This is a genomic window from Soonwooa sp. T0.1_25 (assembly GCF_057652215.1).
Map to the genome: position 1 here is coordinate 316,611 of NZ_JBYFBZ010000002.1, position 17,774 is coordinate 334,384.

The following is a 17,774-nucleotide window of genomic DNA, read 5'->3' on the forward strand; positions in this document are numbered from 1 at the left end:
ATGACTTTTATTGTACAAACAGGAGAAATTTTTCATATTAATCTAAAAAACTAAGTTTTGAAATTTTGTCTTTTCCTGCTAAAACTAAAGTCTTGGCATCTAGCCATTCGCAAGTGTAAAAACCTTTCTCATCCGAAATTTTTGTCCAAGTTTTTCCGAAATCTTTAGAATAACTTATATGATTATCTCCTAAAGCAACAATCTCCTTGCCTTTGGATTTTGGTTTTATCTTAACACAAGTCGAATAACCTGCATTTTGTCCAGAAGCTTGTATTTGCCAAGTTTTGCCGCCATCGTTGGTTGTCGCAATGTTGCTAATATTTTTGGACTGGTTTTTATAATCGCCACCAACAGCAATACCAAAATTTTCGTCCGCAAAATCAATAGAATAAATACCTTGCGAAGGTGTACCTTGCACAATAGGCATTTCGTATACTTCCCAATCATAAGGTTTTACCCAATCGAATTTGAAAATTCTAGCTTTTGTACCACCAGTAGCAATCCAAACTTTGTTACCCTGCATTGCAATATTAGAATTACTCGCTGCAAAATGCGCTTCTCCTTTAGCATAGGTAGGAACATTTCGATAAGTATCGTTAACCATTTTTTTATCTTTTGATGTAATAAAAAAATTAGGTTTCCCATCTGCAAATGGATCACTAATCGCTAAACCATTATTGTTAGTATTATTAACTTTGAAACAGTCATAAAAAGTTGTAGAATCTGAAAATCTCATCAATTCCGAAACACTTAGATTGACTGAAGAAACACCATAAAATTGAGCTGGCGAACCAATATTAACAGTTTCGAAAAAACCTTCTTTAAATCGTGCTAACACACGAAATTCTTGATTTTTGGAATTAAGCTTTATTTGACTTTTATCTTTTGGATTTTTAATTTTTACAAACCCAAACTTCGATTGCGAGCCTGCGTACCAAACTTTGCCATCGTAAACTTCGATAGCGCGAATGCTAATGTTATCTGTTAACAAAGTATCAATCTTGATGTTTTGAGATTTTGAAAATCCAAAAACGGCTATCGCAACAAAAAGAAAAATTGATTTCATGACTTGTAAATATTCGAAGGACAAATTAGTATTTTTATTTTGAATATGCGTCCGGGCGAAGGGCATTGTTGGAGCTCGTTATGCGAGGCGGCGGAGCAAAGCGGAGCCGTCCGAGCATAACAGCGACTGCCCGTAGACCGAAAAGACGCCCAAATAAAAAACCCGCTCAAAAAAAAGCGGGCCAAAAAAATATATTTAGTTTTCGGTATTCTTATGAGGATTGTTAAGATGGCTATTTTTGCGACCATAGAACATATAGACCAAAACGCCCAATACAAGCCAGCCAGCAGACAATTCTAAAGCATGTGCGCTAAGGTTAAGAATCAAATATAAGTTGATGAAAACACCCAAAGCAACGACAACTTTGTAAGCTGGTACTTTGAAAGTTCTTTCTAGGTTTGGTTCTTTCTTACGCATTACCCAAACCGCGATACACACTAGCGTAAACGCGAATAATGTCCCAAAACTTGTCATATCCGCCAAAGTCGAAATCGGTGTAAACGCCGCTACGAAAGCTACAACAACACCAAGAAGAATAATTCCTTTTGCCGGTGTTTTAGTTTTTGGATGAAGCTCTCCTAAGAATTTTGGGATAAGTCCATCTTTTGACATTCCGATGAAGATTCTCGACTGTCCCATCATCATAACCATGATTACAGAGATAAGTCCTACTGTTGCTGCAATCGTAACAATATTACTTGCCCAGTGATAACCTGCAATTTCGAAAGCGTAAGCTACTGGAGCCTTGATCGCTTCTGGGAATTTTCCTTCTGGATTAAAATCTGTATAATGCATCATCCCTGTCAATACCAACGACACACAAATGTAAAGCGCAGTACAAATTAACAACGACGTGATAATCGCAAACGGAACATCTTTTTTAGGATTAATAGCTTCTCCAGCTTGTGTAGACACGGCATCGAAACCGATGTAAGCAAAGAAAATAGCTGCAGCTCCCGAGATGATCCCTTTGATGCCGTATGCTGAGACCATATCACCCTCGGGGTTTTTAACTAGTGCTTCGGCTGGGATAAAAGGTTTCCAGTTTTTAACACCGTCAACACTTGTATAAAGATCTGTGTTTGTAAATACGATGTAAGCTCCAGCGATGATTACAAAAATAACCGCCGACGTTTTCATAATTACAATAAGGTTGTTAGCGCCAGCCGCTTCTTTTGTCCCCTTAACCAACAAAGCAGTAATTAAAAGTACAATGATAAAAGCGGGTAAATTCATAGAGAATCCTTCGCCAACATAACTTGATGGATCCGACGTCAGCCAAGCAGGCAAATGGACGCCAAATATTTTTAGAAATTTATTAAAATAACCGGACCAACTCACGGAGACCGCCATACTTGCCATGGCATATTCAAGGATGAGACACCAGCCCATCGCCCAAGCGAAAATCTCACCAACTGTCCCGTAAGCATAAGCGTAAGCCGAACCTTCTACAGGAATTATCGATGCAAACTCTGCGTAGCAAAGTGCTGCAAAAACACAGGCTATACCTGCCACAATAAAAGAAATCGCCAAAGCTGGACCTGCGTGATAATAAGCACCCGTCCCTGTCAACACAAAAATACCACCACCAATAATAGCGCCGACACCAATTGCTGTTAAACTCCATTTACCAAGAACACGCTTCAATTGACTTTTTTTCATGTCCGCTTCGTAAGCACTTAGCGGTTTTTTGATCCAAATGTTTGACATAAAAAATACTCTTTACTTCTTTATTTAATTTCAGGTTACGAAAATATAAAAAAAACGCAATTACAACATCAAATCCTAACAAAATATTAAAATAAGTTAAGGGAATCTTGTATTTTTAACATTAATGATATAATAATAATATTACCCATTTTTTATTAAATATGTATCTTTACCAGCATGATCGATTTTTTTAACAACCTTAGTGCACAATATCAATCCTACGACACCTATCTTATTGTCCTAGAAGCTATTGCAACTTTTTTTGGTATTATAAGCGTCTATTATTCAATCAAAAAAAACATTTGGGTATATCCGACAGGCATTATTTCTACGGTGTTATTTATTTACATCATGTTTGTTTTTGGGCTGTTAGGCGACATGCTGATTAACGTTTACTATACGGTAATGAGCATCTATGGTTGGATATTATGGCGTCAAAATACAAACGACAACGTTCACATCAATGTAGAAAAAGCCTCTCCAAAAGATTGGAAAAATGCGATTGTTTTATTTGTTGGGAGTTTAGTTTTTGTAGGATTAATCTACTATTACAAACCTTTTATCGACAACAACTTCTCGATGGAAAATGTCAAATTAGGATTATATCATCTCGATTGGGCGAATTATATGGACATCGTGACGACTTCTCTATTCTTGGTCGGCATGTTTTTGATGGCAAAACGAATTGTCGAAAACTGGATTTTTTGGATCGTCGCAGACCTTATCTGTATCCCAATGATGCTCTACAAAGGACTTGGCATCACGTCGCTACAATATTTCGTATTCACATTTATGGCGACAGTTGGCTACATCGAATGGCTCAAAACTTGGAAAAATCAAAACAAAAATCAGGAGCAGATCAAGTAATTGTTTTTAGAAAATCCTCACCCGCTTTCCGCTATATCTTTTGTAATGATCGCTTCGACTCCGGTCAGCGGCCATTACAAAAGGATGCCGCTTCAATCGGGGCTAGGAGGAATTATCGTGAAGTTGTTTGACTAATTTAGCCCACTCAACTTTTCTGAATATTCTTTTGAGAAAACAGCTTTATCGTCTTGTAATTTTTTGAAATCCGTTGGCAAAATGTAGTTGAACAAGAACTCGTTGTTTTCGTCAACGAAAATAAGTTCCTTTTCTTCTCCATCTATTAAGGATGCAAAAATATCCCACATCGACTGATCTTTCAATTTTAATAATTCGAAAAAATCTTTAGCTTTTATTGTTATTTTCTTCATAATTTTTTTTAGGCTTCTTACAAAATCACTGACTCGTCAATCATCATTCGTAATTCCAAAATATAAAATCGTCTTACACGTCTTTTATAAAATCTTCGTATTCATAAAAGAACATTTCGAAAGCGGTCATTTTTTCGACAAAGAATTCAAAAGTATCTGGCCAAGTTTGTTTGTTAAAAACGCTAACACCAGTTTTTGTTATCCAAATGCGACTAATAACTTTTCCGTTTTCCAAAACAAAATGTTCGTCTATCTCAAAATCACCAATCTCATCTCGCAACAAATCTTCCAAAGATTGAATCTTCTCAAAATAAGCATTTCGGAAGAGTTCGTCTTTCATTTCGATGTCGAGAGAGACTTCAGCTTTTTTATTATCTGCACTGAATTTAAAAGAAAAATCTTTAATCTTAGTATCATACAACAACCATTTTCTCGGAAAAGCTTTCCCGAAAGCGGTCCAAAATTCTTTCTTTAGTTGCGCTGCTTCTTGTTTTGAAAACACTTGTAATTAATTATGAGTGAAGAATTATTAATTGACGTTATTTGGTGTTTAGTTATTGGTTTTTAGTGTTAATTCTAGAAATTTTAATGATAAGAAAACTAACTTGTTCTCGATACGATTTTCTTCGAAAATCACTCGAACTGACGTTAATTTCTTATCTAGATTCTTAAAACCTAAAACCAGCTACCTAATTCCCAATACCTATAATTTAAGACCTAAATTAGCGGCATTAAACTCTGCCACCAAATTCTTAATAACTTCTTCGACTGGTAAAATGCTATCGATAAGCGCCGAAGATTGTCCAATCTCTAACTCGCCTTCCTCCAAATCGCCTTCGAACATACCGCGTTTTGCCCGTGCTCTTCCCAAGGTTTCTTTTAGTGCTTCAACATTTCTACCCTCTTGATAAAGCGCTTCTAGATCGTTGAAAAACTTATTTTTCACTAATCTCACTGGCGCTAATTCCTTTAAAGTTAAATGTGTATCGCCTTCACCAAGTTCAATAATTTTATTTTTGAAATTATCGTGAGAACTCGCTTCCATAGTTGCAGCAAAACGAGATCCGATCTGTACACCATCTGCACCAAGAATCATCGCAGCTTTCATTTGTGCGCCCGTTGCAATGCCGCCAGCAGCGATTAACGGTGTCGAAATATGACGTTTAACATTTGGAATAAGTGATAAAGTTGTCGTCTCATCGCGACCGTTATGTCCGCCAGCTTCAAAACCTTCTGCAACAATAGCATCAACTCCAGCTTCTTGACATTTAACAGCGAATTTGGTTGAGGATACAACATGGGCTACTTTGATGCCTTCTTTTTTTAAAATTTCAGTGTAAGCCTTTGGACTTCCCGCTGAAGTGAAAACAATCTTAACGCCCTCCTCCAAAATGATTTTGATAATCTCTTCGAGATTCGGATACAACAAAGCGACATTAACGCCAAAAGGCTTGTCTGTTGCTGCTTTACATTTTTGAATATTTTCTCTAAGAATATCGGGATACATGCTTGCAGAACCGATAAGTCCTAATCCTCCATTGTTAGAAACCGCCGAAGCCAACCTCCAGCCACTGTGCCAAATCATTCCGCCTTGGATGATTGGATATTTTATATTAAAAAGTTCTGTTATTTTATTCATATTTTGTTGATGATCGTAAGATTTTTTCGCAATACCGAAGTCGATAAAACTTGACATTATGTTGAATATTTTCCCAAAAATAAGGATTATTTTGTGAGTTTTAAAACGTCTTTTAAGAAATCGAATCTTTACTTTCTTAAACCACAAAAGCTAAAGAATTTTCATCTAAACTAGAAACATTCTTTTCTTTAATACAAGAAACTAAATAGCATTTTTGTAAACCACAAAGGCTAATAAAAAATAACTCTGTAGTAGAAAAGTAAATTTTTGACAATAATCTCAACGGCGTGGTTGCGCCCCGACCTGAACGGAGCTCTTTTTGCGCTTCGACACGGTGGAAAGCCCAAGCCTTGGAAAGTCGAAAAGCAAAAAAGCGGGAGTGGAGGGCGGAAAAGGCGCCCAAATAAAAAATATTGCTTTATTTTTACATTTTAAATTACAAGATGGATTTATCACTACGGACGGTCACCGTCTTACGCTATATATTGCCGTTGCGCGAGGGCGGCTCGTTGCCAGCTTTGGCGGAAGCCGACGACGACTTCAAATATGTGTTGAAATTTCGTGGCGCTGGTCATGGTGTGAAAGCTTTGATTTCGGAGTTAGTCGGTGGCAAAGTGGCTCAGGTTTTGGGATTGCGAACGCCTGAATTGGTTTTTGCAAACTTGCACGAAGACTTCGGAAGAACCGAAGCCGACGAGGAAATTCAGGATTTGTTGAAAGCGAGTGTTGGACTAAATTTGGCCTTACATTATTTGTCTGGTGGCATCAATTATGATCCTGCCGCTGTAAAAATTGATGGTAAACTAGCGTCGGAAGTTGTATGGCTAGATGCTTTCCTTACTAATATTGACCGTACTTTCCGAAATACAAACATGTTATATTGGCATAAAGAATTGTGGCTGATTGACCACGGCGCTTCTTTGTATTTTCATCATTCTTGGGACAATTGGGAAAAGAATGCAGTGAGTCCGTTTGTGATGATAAAAGATCATGTTTTGTTACCACAAGCTGATCAATTGGACGAAGTCAACGCAAGATTCCGAGCGATTTTAACGGATAATGTATTGCGTGATATCGTGGAATTAATTCCCGAAGATTGGTTACAGTGGCGCGATACGAAGCTTTCGCCAAAGGAGATAAAAGAGGTATATTTTCAGTTTTTGACAAGACGTGTTGCCCATTCTGATAACTTTGTAAATGAAGCGAAACATGCAAGAGGTTAAATTATACGAGTATGCGGTGATCCGTCTGGTGCCGAAACCTGAGCGCGAAGAGTTCATCAATGTTGGTTTGGTGCTTTTTAGTAAGCGTGAAAAATACATCAAAGTAAAAACGAAACTTTGCTCCGACCGAATGAAATGTTTTGTTTGTGAAACCGAATTTGACATCATCGAAAAACATTTGACGTCTTTTGAAAACGTTGCAAAAGGTGGGAAAGATGCTGGACCAATTGCGCAACTCGAAATCCCCGAGCGATTCCGTTGGTTAACGGCTGTGCGAAGTTCTATCATCCAAACATCGCGTCCGCATCCTGGACAAGCCAAAGATTTGGATGCGGCTTTCGATCGACTGTTTAAAGATTTAGTAATGTAAAAAATGAAAACTTCCCTACTCGATTTTCAGTTGATTACGGATGATTATCCCTACGAGCTTTTGCTTTTGGCGGACGAAACACGCAACGCCATCGACAAATATTTATCGAGTTCTGATGTTTTTCTTGCAAAACTCAACAACGACAATGTTGGCGTATTCTGCTTATATCATCAAGATTCTGAAACGGTTGAATTAAAAAACATTGCAGTTTCTGAAAAGTATCAGCGACAAGGAATAGGCGAACAAATGATAACGCACATCAAAAAAATATGCTATCCAAAATACAAGCGCATTATCGTTGGGACAGCAGATTGTGGGATTAATCAGATTCGGTTTTATGAAAGAAATGGATTTCAAAAATATGACGTCAGAAAGAATTTCTTTATCGATAACTATCCCGAACCGATTTTTGAAAATGGCATTCAGTTAAAAGATATGCAACTTCTAAAATTTGAATTCTAAAACTACTCTTCTCGATTAACCAAATCCATTGAAAATGCGGGAAGACAAATCGCAACATATTCGCAAGCTTCCGAAAATGGATTCGAATATCTTACACGTGCGCCTTTTTCAATCAGAATACTTTGACCTTTTTCTAAATTGATAATTTCACCATCGATTTCGAATTGTTTTTTTCCAGAAATAATCAAAGTGAATTCATCAAATTCTGGGGTCTGATGTGGCTCGCTCCAGTTAGGAGGCGCGACCATGTGCGCAATCGAAATATTTTTGTTTCCTGTAGAATTTCCCCAGTGTTCTTCTATCAGTTTTCCATCGGTTGTTGGTACAACGAAAGGATTTGCTTGGATTTTATATTTTTTCATTTTTTGGGTTTATGGTTTAAGGTTTAAGGTTTAAGGTTTAAGCAAAGTTAATTCGTAATTCTAAACTTAAAAATAAAAAATTTCTCGATATGCTGCGCTACTCGAAATGACGAACAGAAAAACGATAAAGAAGCCTTCGATTTAGCTTAGTGACCATGTTTCGTTAATTCTTAATTTAAAAAAGAATCGATTTTTCGAGCTCTAGGAGTTTTTGTTTGCGCCAGATACCGCCACCGTAACCTGTTAATTTTCCGTCGCTTCCGATAACGCGATGACAAGGTATAATAATCGAAATTTTATTAAGGCCGTTAGCATTTGCAACTGCGCGAACGCCTTTTGGATTTCCCAAAATATTGGCTTGTTCTTGATAGCTTCTGGTCATACCATAAGGAATCGTCCGAAGAACTTCCCAAACTTGCTTCTGAAAAGCTGTCCCAACTGGCGATAAAGGCACCGAAAAATCTGTTTTTTTTCCTTCGAAATATTCTTTAAGTTCTTTTTCCAAAGTTATAAAATGTGGATTTTGACCTTGAATGATAGTCGCGTCAAAATGTTTAGAAATTTGTTTTAATTCTGTTGGTAAAGCTTTACGATCTGAGAATTCTAATATGCAAATTCCGTTGCTATCTGCACAAGCAATCATTGTCCCAAGTGGGGTTTCGATGCGTTTTAAGTCAATTACTTTCTCCATTTTGGATTGTGTTGGCGATACACCAAACACGTCTTTGAATCTTTCATTGAAGCCACTCAAACTTTCATAACCAGAATCCATCGCTGTTTCGATAATATTTTCGCCTTGTTGTAATTTTTTGAAAGCCGAATTTATTTTAAACATTCTTTGGAAAGCATGGAAGGTTAATCCGTGATGTTTTAGAAACCAACGTCGCACATTAGCAGGTTCCAAACCTCGCTTCACCAAATCATAATCTTTAAATTTAAGACTTGGATCATTCGATAATTCGTCCAAGAGTTTTTGAATTTCAGTTGGTGACTGATCTGGATTTTCCAAAGGTTTGCAAACTTTACAAGGTCGATAACCTTTTAACATCGGATCTTTAGTATTATCAAAAAACTCGACATTCTCAATTTTTGGTTTTCGTGCTGTACAAGTTGGACGACAAAAAATCCCTGTCGTTTTAACCGCCATCCAAAAAACGCCTTCAAAATCAGGGTTTTTATCACAAGAGGCTTGATACATTATCTCGTTGGAAAGTTTCATTTTTTTATTTCAAAATTAAAACAGAACCTACTTTAATTACAACCGAAAAATGAACAAGTATTTTTTATTCGGTTTTGGCTTTCCATTTTCTAAGGACTTTCGTAAAAAAGAAAATAAAAATAAAGCCAATAATTAATAATGAAAAACTTGTTATATCCCTTCCTAATATTTCTAAAATACCATCACATTTGTAAGTTTCAAACTTATTTTTAGGCAGCGCACGACAAGCATCAATTTGATGTCTACTGATAATTCCTAGTAAAAGTAAGACTAAAGGGACAAAAGTATTAAGACTGATATTAACTGCAATCGAGTTTATAAATTTTGAAAAAGTTTGATTAATACTGATAAACAAAATAGATAATCCGGTTATGAAAAACGTATACATAACAAAATACTCGACAAAATTACCTCCTACTGTAAAATTCACAATAAAACTTAAAAGTGCGATAAATAATGATAAAACGCCAGTTGTAATAATCGAAAATAATAAAGCCCGTAATCCCGTTACACGGAAACCTAGAATAAAGGTTGCTAAGCAAAACGAGATCCATAGAAACACATGAATGTACTCCATAAAGAAGTCTTTATTTTTTATCGTATCGACATTTTCTAAAATCTGTTTGAGGTTATCTGAATAAAAATAGTGATTGGTTAGTTTTCTTTCAAAGAACTCTTCTGGAGACAATTGTCTATTAACTTCAGGATTAAGATCTTTGACACTTACCGCGGCATCTACAACCTTGCCATCTTGCACAACTGCTGCTGCTGCGACATCAATATCCGCTGCTGCCTCAACTGCCGTTGTCGCATAGTCACTACCAGTATATTTGTATGGATCGTAGGTTTCGTCTCGCTCTGGTTTGTATTTTTTAGTAAAATTAGAAACCTCAAAATTATCTGGATAAAACACTAAATCTGTTAAAGTTTTTGCGTCAAGATTAGTTCGGATTTTATATTTTTTGGCAAGCTCAAAAAACGAATTGAACTGTTTTTCAAAATTTTGTCTGTTTTTAGAATTTAATAAATCAGCAACCGCTTTGTTAACTTTTGCACGTTTTTGTTGATGCGTTTCTGATAGTTGAGATTCGGTATCGTCAACAATAATGCCCTCATAGTAAGGTGCAAAATTCTCTCCACCTTGATCATAAAAAATTGTTGAATAATTATAAAAACTTGGCGTAGTGGTGAGAATATACGATGACAAGTCCACCACATTCTTTTTGAAATAGAAGATCTTTTTATCCCTTTCCGTTTTGGTGTAAGCAATTTTTGTCCCGTTGCTTGCTTCTGGTTCAGGCTTTAGATATTCGTCATCACTATTTTTTTTAGTACTAATTTTAGGATAAACCTCAAAATATTGATAAACTCTGTCATAGTTGACAAAATATTTTTTATCTCTTTCAATTTTTTGAATATCTGTTTCGCAGTACAAGTCAAAAAAAGGTTTTGGATAAAGTCGATTTCCTAAAGTGAAGTCTTCATAATTCTGCGCCAGAAAAGGATAAGTGGTATTAATTAGCTCAATGTTTTTAGACATTTCCGTATCTGGATAAAGCCGATTAATATTGAGTTTGTCCGCAAACATATACGACATGTAAAAACTTGTACAGCTTAAAATAATTACAAAATATTGGACAAATTGGAAGAATAATTTGGTGCTTGAAACAGGATAAAAATTCTTGAAAGCATTATTCTTAAACATATTAATCAGCCAGCCTACCAAAAGTAAAACCGAAATTATTAAATGAATAAAAATAATACCATTCGTAAAATAATCGTCAACTGCACGACTTTTTTGTAAGGTTTCAGGATCGCTGTGCGCGAAAAATCCGATGCCAAAAAATATAAGATGAAATAAGAATGCTAAAGCCAACATCCAGACGATTTTGGTATTCCAAATTGTAGGATAACGCTCTAGTAAATATTGATTGATTCGAGAAATTTTGTTCATTTTGATAAATCTTAAACTGCATTAATTAACAAAAAAACGTCTTGTCGATTTTGAAATATTACGCACATACACAACTTCGATGTCGGCATTACCAAGAACTGATAAAACTTGCGAAAATTTGGTGTCGATACCAAAATTTGCAATGTAGATACCGCCATTATATTTAAGCTGATGCAAATCTAAAGCGCCAAATAAAGTCAACAATTCTTCACGACTTGCAGAAGAATCAATCTCAATAATTAGCTGATTGCCAAACTCTTCTGTCGAAGTCTGATGATTATCTTTGTATTGTCCATTTTTGAGGAAGATAACTTTGTCCGAAATTTTTTCAACTTCATACAACTGTTGCGAACTAAGGATCAACGCGATCGGATTGTTAACCGAATTACAAATCGCTTTCAAATCTTCCAAAATAACTTGTTGCGCCAAGACATCAAGATTAGCTAAAGGCTCGTCCAACAACAAGATTTCGGGTTGACGAAGTAAAGTTCTTGCCAATTCGAATCGCATTTTGTAACCTGACGACAACTCGCCCCATTTAAGATGTTTATAATTCCAAAGACCAAGTCGAGCAATCATCATTAATGTTCGCGTTTCGTTTTCCTCAGGATTGATTCCGTAATTGGAAAGCACGAATTTCAGATTGTCTTTTAGACTTCCGTACCATTTTTCTGTCCGTTGCGGGATGTAGATTAATTTGGTTCTGAGATCAAAATCGTTAGTCGTTTTATCTTTAAAATTAAAACTAAGACTTCCGTCGTTGTACGATAATTCTTTAGCCAAAATCCGCAGTAAAGTGGTTTTACCATTGCCATTCTCACCAACCAATCCGTAGACTTGACCTTTACGAATCTGCACTGAAACTGGACCTAGAGAAAAACGATTGGAGCCATAAGACTTTTTGATATTTTTAGCTTCTAAAACCGAGTTGTCCGAGGATAATTCCTCAACTGGAATATTTGCAATTTCATCTAAAAGACTTTTTGCTTTTTCGATAAGAGTATCGATGTTTGTTGGATTTTTTTCTCGCCAATCGGTTAACTCAATTGCTTTTTGATAAATGGACATCCTCTGGGTATCCATTGCGCAATCTAGCAATTTTCGAAAGCCAAGTTCGGTATCTCGATTGTCAAAAATGCGAAAAACTTCATTGACGCGTTGTTGGTGTCTGGTCATAAATGATCATTAAGTTGTTTTAAAGATAATATTTTAAACTAAAATAAAATAATTTAAAAATAAATTTATGAAATTGCTGTATCTATAAAAACTAAAAGCCACTCGATACCGAATGGCTGTTTGTATGTCTAGTGTTTTCCCTTACCGTGAGAATGGCCTTTATGGTTCCCTTTTTTAGATTGCTTTTTATAATATTTTTTATAAGATTTATAGCTTTTTTCGTTGTTTTTATTTCTGTTATAGAAAGCTACCGGATTTTGACCTTTATAATATTTGTTTTTAAACTTAACATAATTGTCAGCGCCTAAAATTCTTTCAATCTCCGAGTAACGGTCGGTTCTCCATCTATCTGGATTTGTCCCGTAATAACGATTCCAAGAATCATAGTCGGTATAGCGATTATTAAGGGAGAACAATTGATCTTTCTGCGTATTCGATAACAATAGATCGGCGATAACAGTCTGCCAGTTAACATCATTAATACTACTTCTGTAGGCATCGTAATATATCGATTGCGATGACACTAATCCTAGTCCAAGCACCAACATCATCATTGTCATTAACTTTTTCATAATTCTAAATTTTAAGTTTTAAAAAAAAGTTTCAAGTATTGTACCAAAATAAGGAAATCGCTTCTAGAAAGGATTTTGAAGCGGTTTTAAAACTTATTTAAAAGATGTTATTCTGATCAATCCTTTATTCTCGTGGTACATCATGCAGGTGACAATCCCGTCGCGCTCGTTACAATCTTTGGTCATTTCGTAGCTGACATTTATTTTTTCACCATCTTTCTTATCTTTAATTAATTTATCATTACAAACTAAAAAATCACCTTTTCCTGCAATTCTGATGTAGGTTCCGGTACAATCTCTTACGATATTTCCAGTTTCAGATTCATTTTTACTAATACTTGAGCATGATAAAAAGGCAATAGCAACTGTACAACCAAATATTAAATTCTTAATATCCATAATTTATTTTTTTATAAAATTAGTGAATTTTCATAAAACGCTGATATATAAATTATTGCAGACAAATTTAAAAATTAAAAAAATACATAGTATAACAATGTATTTTGTTTTATATTTGAAACATGAATGAAGAATTTATCAACAAGTGGATTTCTCAACTCAAAAAAGGGACATTGTCGTTTTTAGTTCTTTCTGTCTTAAAGGACGGAAAGCAATATTATGGCTACGACCTGATTAACGAAATCAAAAAACAAACGGAAACAGATATCGCTGAAGGAACTTTGTATCCTTTACTAAATCGTTTAAAAACCGAAGATTTAGTGACTGCAGTTTGGATAGAACAAGAATCTGGAATTCCCCGGAAGTATTATGAAATAACAAATCTTGGAAAAAACACCATCCAAGAAATGAAATCATACTGGACACAACTTAACACCACCATCGAAAAAATATAATATGAAATTTAAAGAAATAGAATTCACAGATAGCAATGCGAAAGGAATTTACAAAGATTACATTTTGCGCATTCAGAATACAACAAAAATACTCGACTCAGATAATCGTGAAGAGATTTTGATGGAAGTTAACAGTCATATTTTTGAGAGTTTTCAAAATGATAAATCTGAAACAAATGATGTTGAAAAACTTCTAAATATTCTAGAAAAAATTGGTCAACCAGAAGTCTTTCTTAAAGAATTGGTAGCTCAAAAAAAACTTGAAGAATCAACGAAAACATTTAATCCTATTAAGATTTTAAAAGCTTTAATTCTTAATCTAGGCAACGGATTTTCGTATGTATTGTTCTTCATTTTATATTTACTCTTGTTCGCATTTATATTTTTAATTTTCGCTAAAATATTTGATCCCGAAAACGTTGGATTCTTCTATAATGCCAGAGAAATTTTTGTTTTAGGAAAGATAAGTTCCGCAACCGAAAATTACGGTCAGTATGAACAATTGGGCAATTTATTCATACCTGTTATGATTGTTTTAACCGTCATTTCATTTGTCATCATCACCTTATTATTGAAACTTAAAAAGACGGTAAATATTAAACTGAGTTAAAAAATTATCAGATTTTTTTTATGTTTTCAGCGGCGGCTTCGCCGCCGCTGAAAATCCACAATAAAGCCTCACAGATTATTCTGTGAGGCTTTTAATTTATTAAAATTGAATTGACTTACATCGCCAACATTTTAAAACTCATGCTTTCGATAACCTTCAAAATGGCTTCTACAGTGTCCATTGATGTCAAACAAGGAACGCCGTTTTCAACGCTCATTCTACGGATTTGGAAACCGTCTCTTTCGGCTTGTTTTCCTTTCGTAGTCGTGTTTACAACGTATTGAACTTTTCCTTTTTGAATCAAATCGATTAGGTTAACGTCTTCTTCACCAATTTTGTAACCGATTTTCGTTGGAACGCCGTGCTCTTCGAAGAATTTTGCGGTTCCTTCGGTTGCCCAAATTCTGAAACCTACATCGTTAAATCTTCTCGCCAATTCAACAGCTTCTTTTTTGTCGTTATCTGCAACCGTGAACAAGATAGAACCGTGCGTTGGAACTTTTCTTCCTGCTGCGATTAATCCTTTGTACAAAGCTTTTTCCAGCGTAGAATCTTTTCCCATAACTTCACCTGTCGACTTCATTTCTGGGCCTAAAGAGATGTCCACTTTCGTCAATTTTGAGAAAGAGAAAACAGGAACTTTTACGAAAACGCCTTCTTTGTTTGGAACTAATCCATTTTTAAATCCTAAATCGGTTAATTTTGCTCCTAAAACTGCTTTGGTTGCCAATTTCGCCATTGGAACATCTGTAATTTTAGACAAGAAAGGAACGGTTCGCGATGAACGTGGATTCACTTCGATTACATAAACTTCGCCGTCTGAAATAACGTACTGAATGTTCATTAATCCTATGATTTTCAAACCTTTTGCTAATCTTTGCGTGTAATCAACTAAGGTATCGATTTGTTTTTGATTCAAATTTTGTGGAGGATACACCGCAATCGAGTCACCAGAGTGAACTCCCGCTCTTTCGATATGCTCCATAATTCCGGGAATAATCACCGTTTCTCCGTCGCAAATCGCATCAACTTCAACTTCTTTTCCTGTTAAATATCTGTCGACCAAAACGGGATGTTCTGGACTTGCTTCCACCGCATTTTCCATATAATGCGCCAACTCGGTTTCGTTGTACACGATTTCCATCGCACGACCTCCCAAAACGTAGCTAGGGCGCACCAAAACTGGATAACCAATTTCATTCGCAATCACAATCGCTTCTTCTTTTGAAGTCGAAGTTTTTCCTAAAGGTTGCGGAATTTGTAATTCTTGAAGTGCTTTTTCGAATTTATCTCTATTTTCGGCTCTGTCGATGTCTTCAAGGGTTGTTCCTAAGATTTGCACACCATGAGCAGCCAATTTATCAGCCAAATTAATCGCTGTTTGACCACCAAATTGTACCACAACACCTGTTGGTTTTTCAAGCTCGATGATGTTCATCACATCTTCTTCTGTTAAAGGCTCAAAATAAAGTTTATCCGAAATCGAGAAGTCCGTAGAAACCGTTTCCGGATTATTGTTGATGATAATCGCCTCGTACCCCATTTCTTTAATCGCCCAAACCGAATGCACCGTCGCATAATCGAATTCTACACCCTGTCCGATACGGATTGGTCCAGAACCCAAAACGATGATTTTCTTTTTATCTGAAACCACACTTTCATTTTCGTCTTCGTAAGTTCCGTAGAAATAAGGCGTTTCCGACTCAAATTCTGCTGCGCAAGTGTCCACCATTTTGTAAACTGGCATCACACCGTTCTCTTTTCTAAAATTGAAAATTTCACGCTGCGAAACTCCCCAAAGATGGGCGATATTTAAATCTGCAAAACCTAATTTTTTAGCTTCAAGTAAAATATCTTTATTGAATTTATTTTCTTTAATCGTCGTTTCAAAATCGATTAGTTTTTTGATTTTCCAAATAAAGAATTTATCAATTTTACTCCATTCTACAATCGTTTCCCAATCGTAACCTCTTCGCAAAGCATCACCAATGATGAATAATCTTTCGTCATCACAAACTCGGATTCTTCTTTCTATTTCCTCCGCTGTTAAAGCTTCTGCTTGTTTGGTTTTAAGTCCGATATGGCGGATTCCGGTTTCCAAAGAACGAATCGCTTTTTGCAAAGATTCCTCGAAATTTCTTCCGATTGCCATTACTTCTCCCGTTGCTTTCATCTGTGTTGAAAGTCTTCTGTCAGCCGTTTCAAACTTATCAAATGGGAATCTTGGAAATTTCGTTACAACATAATCCAAAGTAGGCTCAAAACACGCGTAAGATGTTCCTGTAACTGGATTCATGATTTCATCAAGCGTTAAACCCACTGCAATTTTCGCAGCGATTTTCGCAATCGGATATCCTGTCGCTTTCGATGCTAAAGCCGATGAACGAGAAACCCTCGGATTCACTTCGATGATATAATAATTGAATGAATGCGGGTCTAAAGCCAACTGAACGTTGCAACCACCTTCAATACCTAAAGCTCTAATGATTTTTAATGAAGCATTTCTCAACAACTGATATTCTCTATCCGAAAGTGTCTGAGACGGCGCTACAACGATGGAATCTCCCGTGTGAACTCCAACTGGATCGATGTTTTCCATATTACAAACCACAATGGCATTGTCGTTGGCATCACGCATTACTTCGTATTCAATCTCTTTGAAACCAGCGATTGATTTTTCAATCAAACATTGGGTTACAGGAGAATATTTAAGTCCTAATTCAGAAATTTCTCTTAATTCTGTTTCGTTAGACGCGATTCCACCGCCTGTTCCACCCATTGTAAAGGCTGGACGAACGATAACCGGATAACAGATTCTATTCGCGAAAGCCACCGATTCTTCAACTGTATGTACAATATCCGAATCTGGAACTGGCTCATTTAATTCACGCATCAATTCGCGGAACAAATCTCTGTCTTCCGCTCTGTTAATCGCAGAAAGCTTGGTTCCAAGAACTTCAACTTTGCACTCTTCAAGGATTCCAGATTTTTCTAATTCAACCGCCATATTCAGTCCAGTTTGTCCTCCCAAAGTCGGAAGAAGCGCATCTGGACGCTCTTTTCTGATGATATGACTCACAAATTGAAGAGAAATCGGCTCGATATACACTTTATCTGCAATTTCCACATCCGTCATAATCGTCGCCGGATTGGAGTTGATTAAAATAACTTTGTAGCCCTCTTCCTTCAAGGAAAGACAAGCCTGAGTTCCCGCATAATCGAATTCGGCAGCCTGCCCAATGATGATTGGACCGGAACCGATAACTAGGATGGTTTTTATGTCGTTTCTTTTCATTTTTATAGATGCTAGAGCCTAGAGCCA

The 17,774-nt window shown here is 36.1% G+C and carries 18 protein-coding genes; 6 read left to right on the top strand and 12 right to left on the bottom strand.

What is annotated here, in order from left to right:
* Positions 1-37: 37 nt before the first annotated feature.
* Positions 38-1,066 (bottom strand): WD40/YVTN/BNR-like repeat-containing protein, encoded by a 1,029-nt coding sequence (locus tag AC23MB_RS04565; RefSeq protein WP_487786630.1) that lies wholly within the window; start codon positions 1,064-1,066, stop codon positions 38-40.
* Positions 1,067-1,261: 195 nt separating this feature from the next.
* Positions 1,262-2,776 carry an APC family permease gene (locus tag AC23MB_RS04570; protein ID WP_313027842.1) on the bottom strand — a complete coding sequence of 505 codons (1,515 nt, stop codon included), beginning with the start codon at positions 2,774-2,776 and terminating at the stop codon, positions 1,262-1,264.
* Between the two features lie 177 nt (positions 2,777-2,953).
* Here AC23MB_RS04570 and pnuC point away from each other — a divergent pair, with 177 nt between their 5' ends.
* Positions 2,954-3,643 carry a nicotinamide riboside transporter PnuC gene (gene pnuC, locus AC23MB_RS04575; protein WP_487786631.1) on the top strand — a complete coding sequence of 230 codons (690 nt, stop codon included), beginning with the start codon at positions 2,954-2,956 and terminating at the stop codon, positions 3,641-3,643.
* A 131-nt stretch (positions 3,644-3,774) separates the two neighbouring features.
* Here pnuC and AC23MB_RS04580 read toward each other — a convergent pair whose 3' ends face one another.
* From AC23MB_RS04580 to AC23MB_RS04590, 3 genes are all read right to left on the bottom strand, one after another.
* Complete coding sequence (locus AC23MB_RS04580; RefSeq protein ID WP_312324042.1) at positions 3,775-4,011, bottom strand: hypothetical protein; 237 nt, start codon at positions 4,009-4,011, stop codon at positions 3,775-3,777.
* Between the two features lie 73 nt (positions 4,012-4,084).
* Positions 4,085-4,513 carry a DUF4268 domain-containing protein gene (locus AC23MB_RS04585; protein WP_487786632.1) on the bottom strand — a complete coding sequence of 143 codons (429 nt, stop codon included), beginning with the start codon at positions 4,511-4,513 and terminating at the stop codon, positions 4,085-4,087.
* Positions 4,514-4,714: 201 nt separating this feature from the next.
* Positions 4,715-5,650, bottom strand: coding sequence for an NAD(P)H-dependent flavin oxidoreductase (locus tag AC23MB_RS04590; protein WP_487786694.1), 936 nt, complete (start codon positions 5,648-5,650; stop codon positions 4,715-4,717).
* A gap of 443 nt (positions 5,651-6,093) precedes the next feature.
* Here AC23MB_RS04590 and AC23MB_RS04595 point away from each other — a divergent pair, with 443 nt between their 5' ends.
* From AC23MB_RS04595 to AC23MB_RS04605, 3 genes are read left to right on the top strand one after another with little or no spacing between them, the layout of a single operon-like run.
* Entirely contained in the window at positions 6,094-6,873 is a 780-nt protein-coding gene (locus AC23MB_RS04595; RefSeq protein WP_487786633.1) for a HipA family kinase, read from the top strand.
* Entirely contained in the window at positions 6,860-7,243 is a 384-nt protein-coding gene (locus AC23MB_RS04600) for a DUF3037 domain-containing protein (protein ID WP_374329261.1), read from the top strand. Before AC23MB_RS04595 ends, AC23MB_RS04600 begins: the two co-directional genes overlap by 14 nt.
* A gap of 3 nt (positions 7,244-7,246) precedes the next feature.
* Complete coding sequence (locus AC23MB_RS04605) at positions 7,247-7,705, top strand: GNAT family N-acetyltransferase (protein WP_374329256.1); 459 nt, start codon at positions 7,247-7,249, stop codon at positions 7,703-7,705.
* Positions 7,706-7,707: 2 nt separating this feature from the next.
* On the opposite strand, the gene AC23MB_RS04610 is transcribed toward AC23MB_RS04605, so the two are convergent.
* The 6 genes from AC23MB_RS04610 to AC23MB_RS04635 form a co-directional block, all read right to left on the bottom strand.
* A complete protein-coding gene (locus AC23MB_RS04610) occupies positions 7,708-8,067 on the bottom strand; it encodes a cupin domain-containing protein (RefSeq protein ID WP_312323749.1) in 360 nt (119 codons plus the stop codon).
* A gap of 175 nt (positions 8,068-8,242) precedes the next feature.
* Positions 8,243-9,286: a bifunctional transcriptional activator/DNA repair enzyme AdaA gene (locus AC23MB_RS04615; protein WP_487786634.1), complete on the bottom strand. Its 1,044-nt coding sequence runs from the start codon at positions 9,284-9,286 to the stop codon at positions 8,243-8,245.
* A 64-nt stretch (positions 9,287-9,350) separates the two neighbouring features.
* Entirely contained in the window at positions 9,351-11,240 is a 1,890-nt protein-coding gene (locus AC23MB_RS04620; protein ID WP_487786635.1) for a hypothetical protein, read from the bottom strand.
* A gap of 21 nt (positions 11,241-11,261) precedes the next feature.
* Positions 11,262-12,416: an ABC transporter ATP-binding protein gene (locus tag AC23MB_RS04625; protein ID WP_312323753.1), complete on the bottom strand. Its 1,155-nt coding sequence runs from the start codon at positions 12,414-12,416 to the stop codon at positions 11,262-11,264.
* A gap of 128 nt (positions 12,417-12,544) precedes the next feature.
* Positions 12,545-12,988 carry a hypothetical protein gene (locus tag AC23MB_RS04630; RefSeq protein WP_487786636.1) on the bottom strand — a complete coding sequence of 148 codons (444 nt, stop codon included), beginning with the start codon at positions 12,986-12,988 and terminating at the stop codon, positions 12,545-12,547.
* A gap of 93 nt (positions 12,989-13,081) precedes the next feature.
* Positions 13,082-13,387: a hypothetical protein gene (locus AC23MB_RS04635; protein ID WP_487786637.1), complete on the bottom strand. Its 306-nt coding sequence runs from the start codon at positions 13,385-13,387 to the stop codon at positions 13,082-13,084.
* Positions 13,388-13,509: 122 nt separating this feature from the next.
* On the opposite strand from AC23MB_RS04635, the gene AC23MB_RS04640 reads away from it, so the two are divergent.
* A complete protein-coding gene (locus tag AC23MB_RS04640) occupies positions 13,510-13,842 on the top strand; it encodes a PadR family transcriptional regulator (protein WP_487786638.1) in 333 nt (110 codons plus the stop codon).
* A gap of 1 nt (position 13,843) precedes the next feature.
* Entirely contained in the window at positions 13,844-14,452 is a 609-nt protein-coding gene (locus AC23MB_RS04645; protein WP_487786639.1) for a hypothetical protein, read from the top strand.
* Positions 14,453-14,567: 115 nt separating this feature from the next.
* Here AC23MB_RS04645 and carB read toward each other — a convergent pair whose 3' ends face one another.
* A complete protein-coding gene (gene carB / locus AC23MB_RS04650; protein WP_487786640.1) occupies positions 14,568-17,747 on the bottom strand; it encodes a carbamoyl-phosphate synthase large subunit in 3,180 nt (1,059 codons plus the stop codon).
* Positions 17,748-17,774: the final 27 nt, after the last annotated feature.

What these genes read in the sequence shown, in the direction of transcription:
- AC23MB_RS04565 (WP_487786630.1), bottom strand. Translation starts at nt 1,066, where the DNA reads ATGAAATCAATTTTTCTTTTTGTTGCGATAGCCGTTTTTGGATTTTCA.
- AC23MB_RS04570 (WP_313027842.1), bottom strand. Translation starts at nt 2,776, where the DNA reads ATGTCAAACATTTGGATCAAAAAACCGCTAAGTGCTTACGAAGCGGAC.
- pnuC (WP_487786631.1), top strand. Translation starts at nt 2,954, where the DNA reads ATGATCGATTTTTTTAACAACCTTAGTGCACAATATCAATCCTACGAC.
- AC23MB_RS04580 (WP_312324042.1), bottom strand. Translation starts at nt 4,011, where the DNA reads ATGAAGAAAATAACAATAAAAGCTAAAGATTTTTTCGAATTATTAAAA.
- AC23MB_RS04590 (WP_487786694.1), bottom strand. Translation starts at nt 5,650, where the DNA reads ATGAATAAAATAACAGAACTTTTTAATATAAAATATCCAATCATCCAA.
- AC23MB_RS04595 (WP_487786633.1), top strand. Translation starts at nt 6,094, where the DNA reads ATGGATTTATCACTACGGACGGTCACCGTCTTACGCTATATATTGCCG.
- AC23MB_RS04600 (WP_374329261.1), top strand. Translation starts at nt 6,860, where the DNA reads ATGCAAGAGGTTAAATTATACGAGTATGCGGTGATCCGTCTGGTGCCG.
- AC23MB_RS04605 (WP_374329256.1), top strand. Translation starts at nt 7,247, where the DNA reads ATGAAAACTTCCCTACTCGATTTTCAGTTGATTACGGATGATTATCCC.
- AC23MB_RS04610 (WP_312323749.1), bottom strand. Translation starts at nt 8,067, where the DNA reads ATGAAAAAATATAAAATCCAAGCAAATCCTTTCGTTGTACCAACAACC.
- AC23MB_RS04615 (WP_487786634.1), bottom strand. Translation starts at nt 9,286, where the DNA reads ATGAAACTTTCCAACGAGATAATGTATCAAGCCTCTTGTGATAAAAAC.
- AC23MB_RS04620 (WP_487786635.1), bottom strand. Translation starts at nt 11,240, where the DNA reads ATGAACAAAATTTCTCGAATCAATCAATATTTACTAGAGCGTTATCCT.
- AC23MB_RS04625 (WP_312323753.1), bottom strand. Translation starts at nt 12,416, where the DNA reads ATGACCAGACACCAACAACGCGTCAATGAAGTTTTTCGCATTTTTGAC.
- AC23MB_RS04630 (WP_487786636.1), bottom strand. Translation starts at nt 12,988, where the DNA reads ATGAAAAAGTTAATGACAATGATGATGTTGGTGCTTGGACTAGGATTA.
- AC23MB_RS04635 (WP_487786637.1), bottom strand. Translation starts at nt 13,387, where the DNA reads ATGGATATTAAGAATTTAATATTTGGTTGTACAGTTGCTATTGCCTTT.
- AC23MB_RS04640 (WP_487786638.1), top strand. Translation starts at nt 13,510, where the DNA reads ATGAATGAAGAATTTATCAACAAGTGGATTTCTCAACTCAAAAAAGGG.
- AC23MB_RS04645 (WP_487786639.1), top strand. Translation starts at nt 13,844, where the DNA reads ATGAAATTTAAAGAAATAGAATTCACAGATAGCAATGCGAAAGGAATT.
- carB (WP_487786640.1), bottom strand. Translation starts at nt 17,747, where the DNA reads ATGAAAAGAAACGACATAAAAACCATCCTAGTTATCGGTTCCGGTCCA.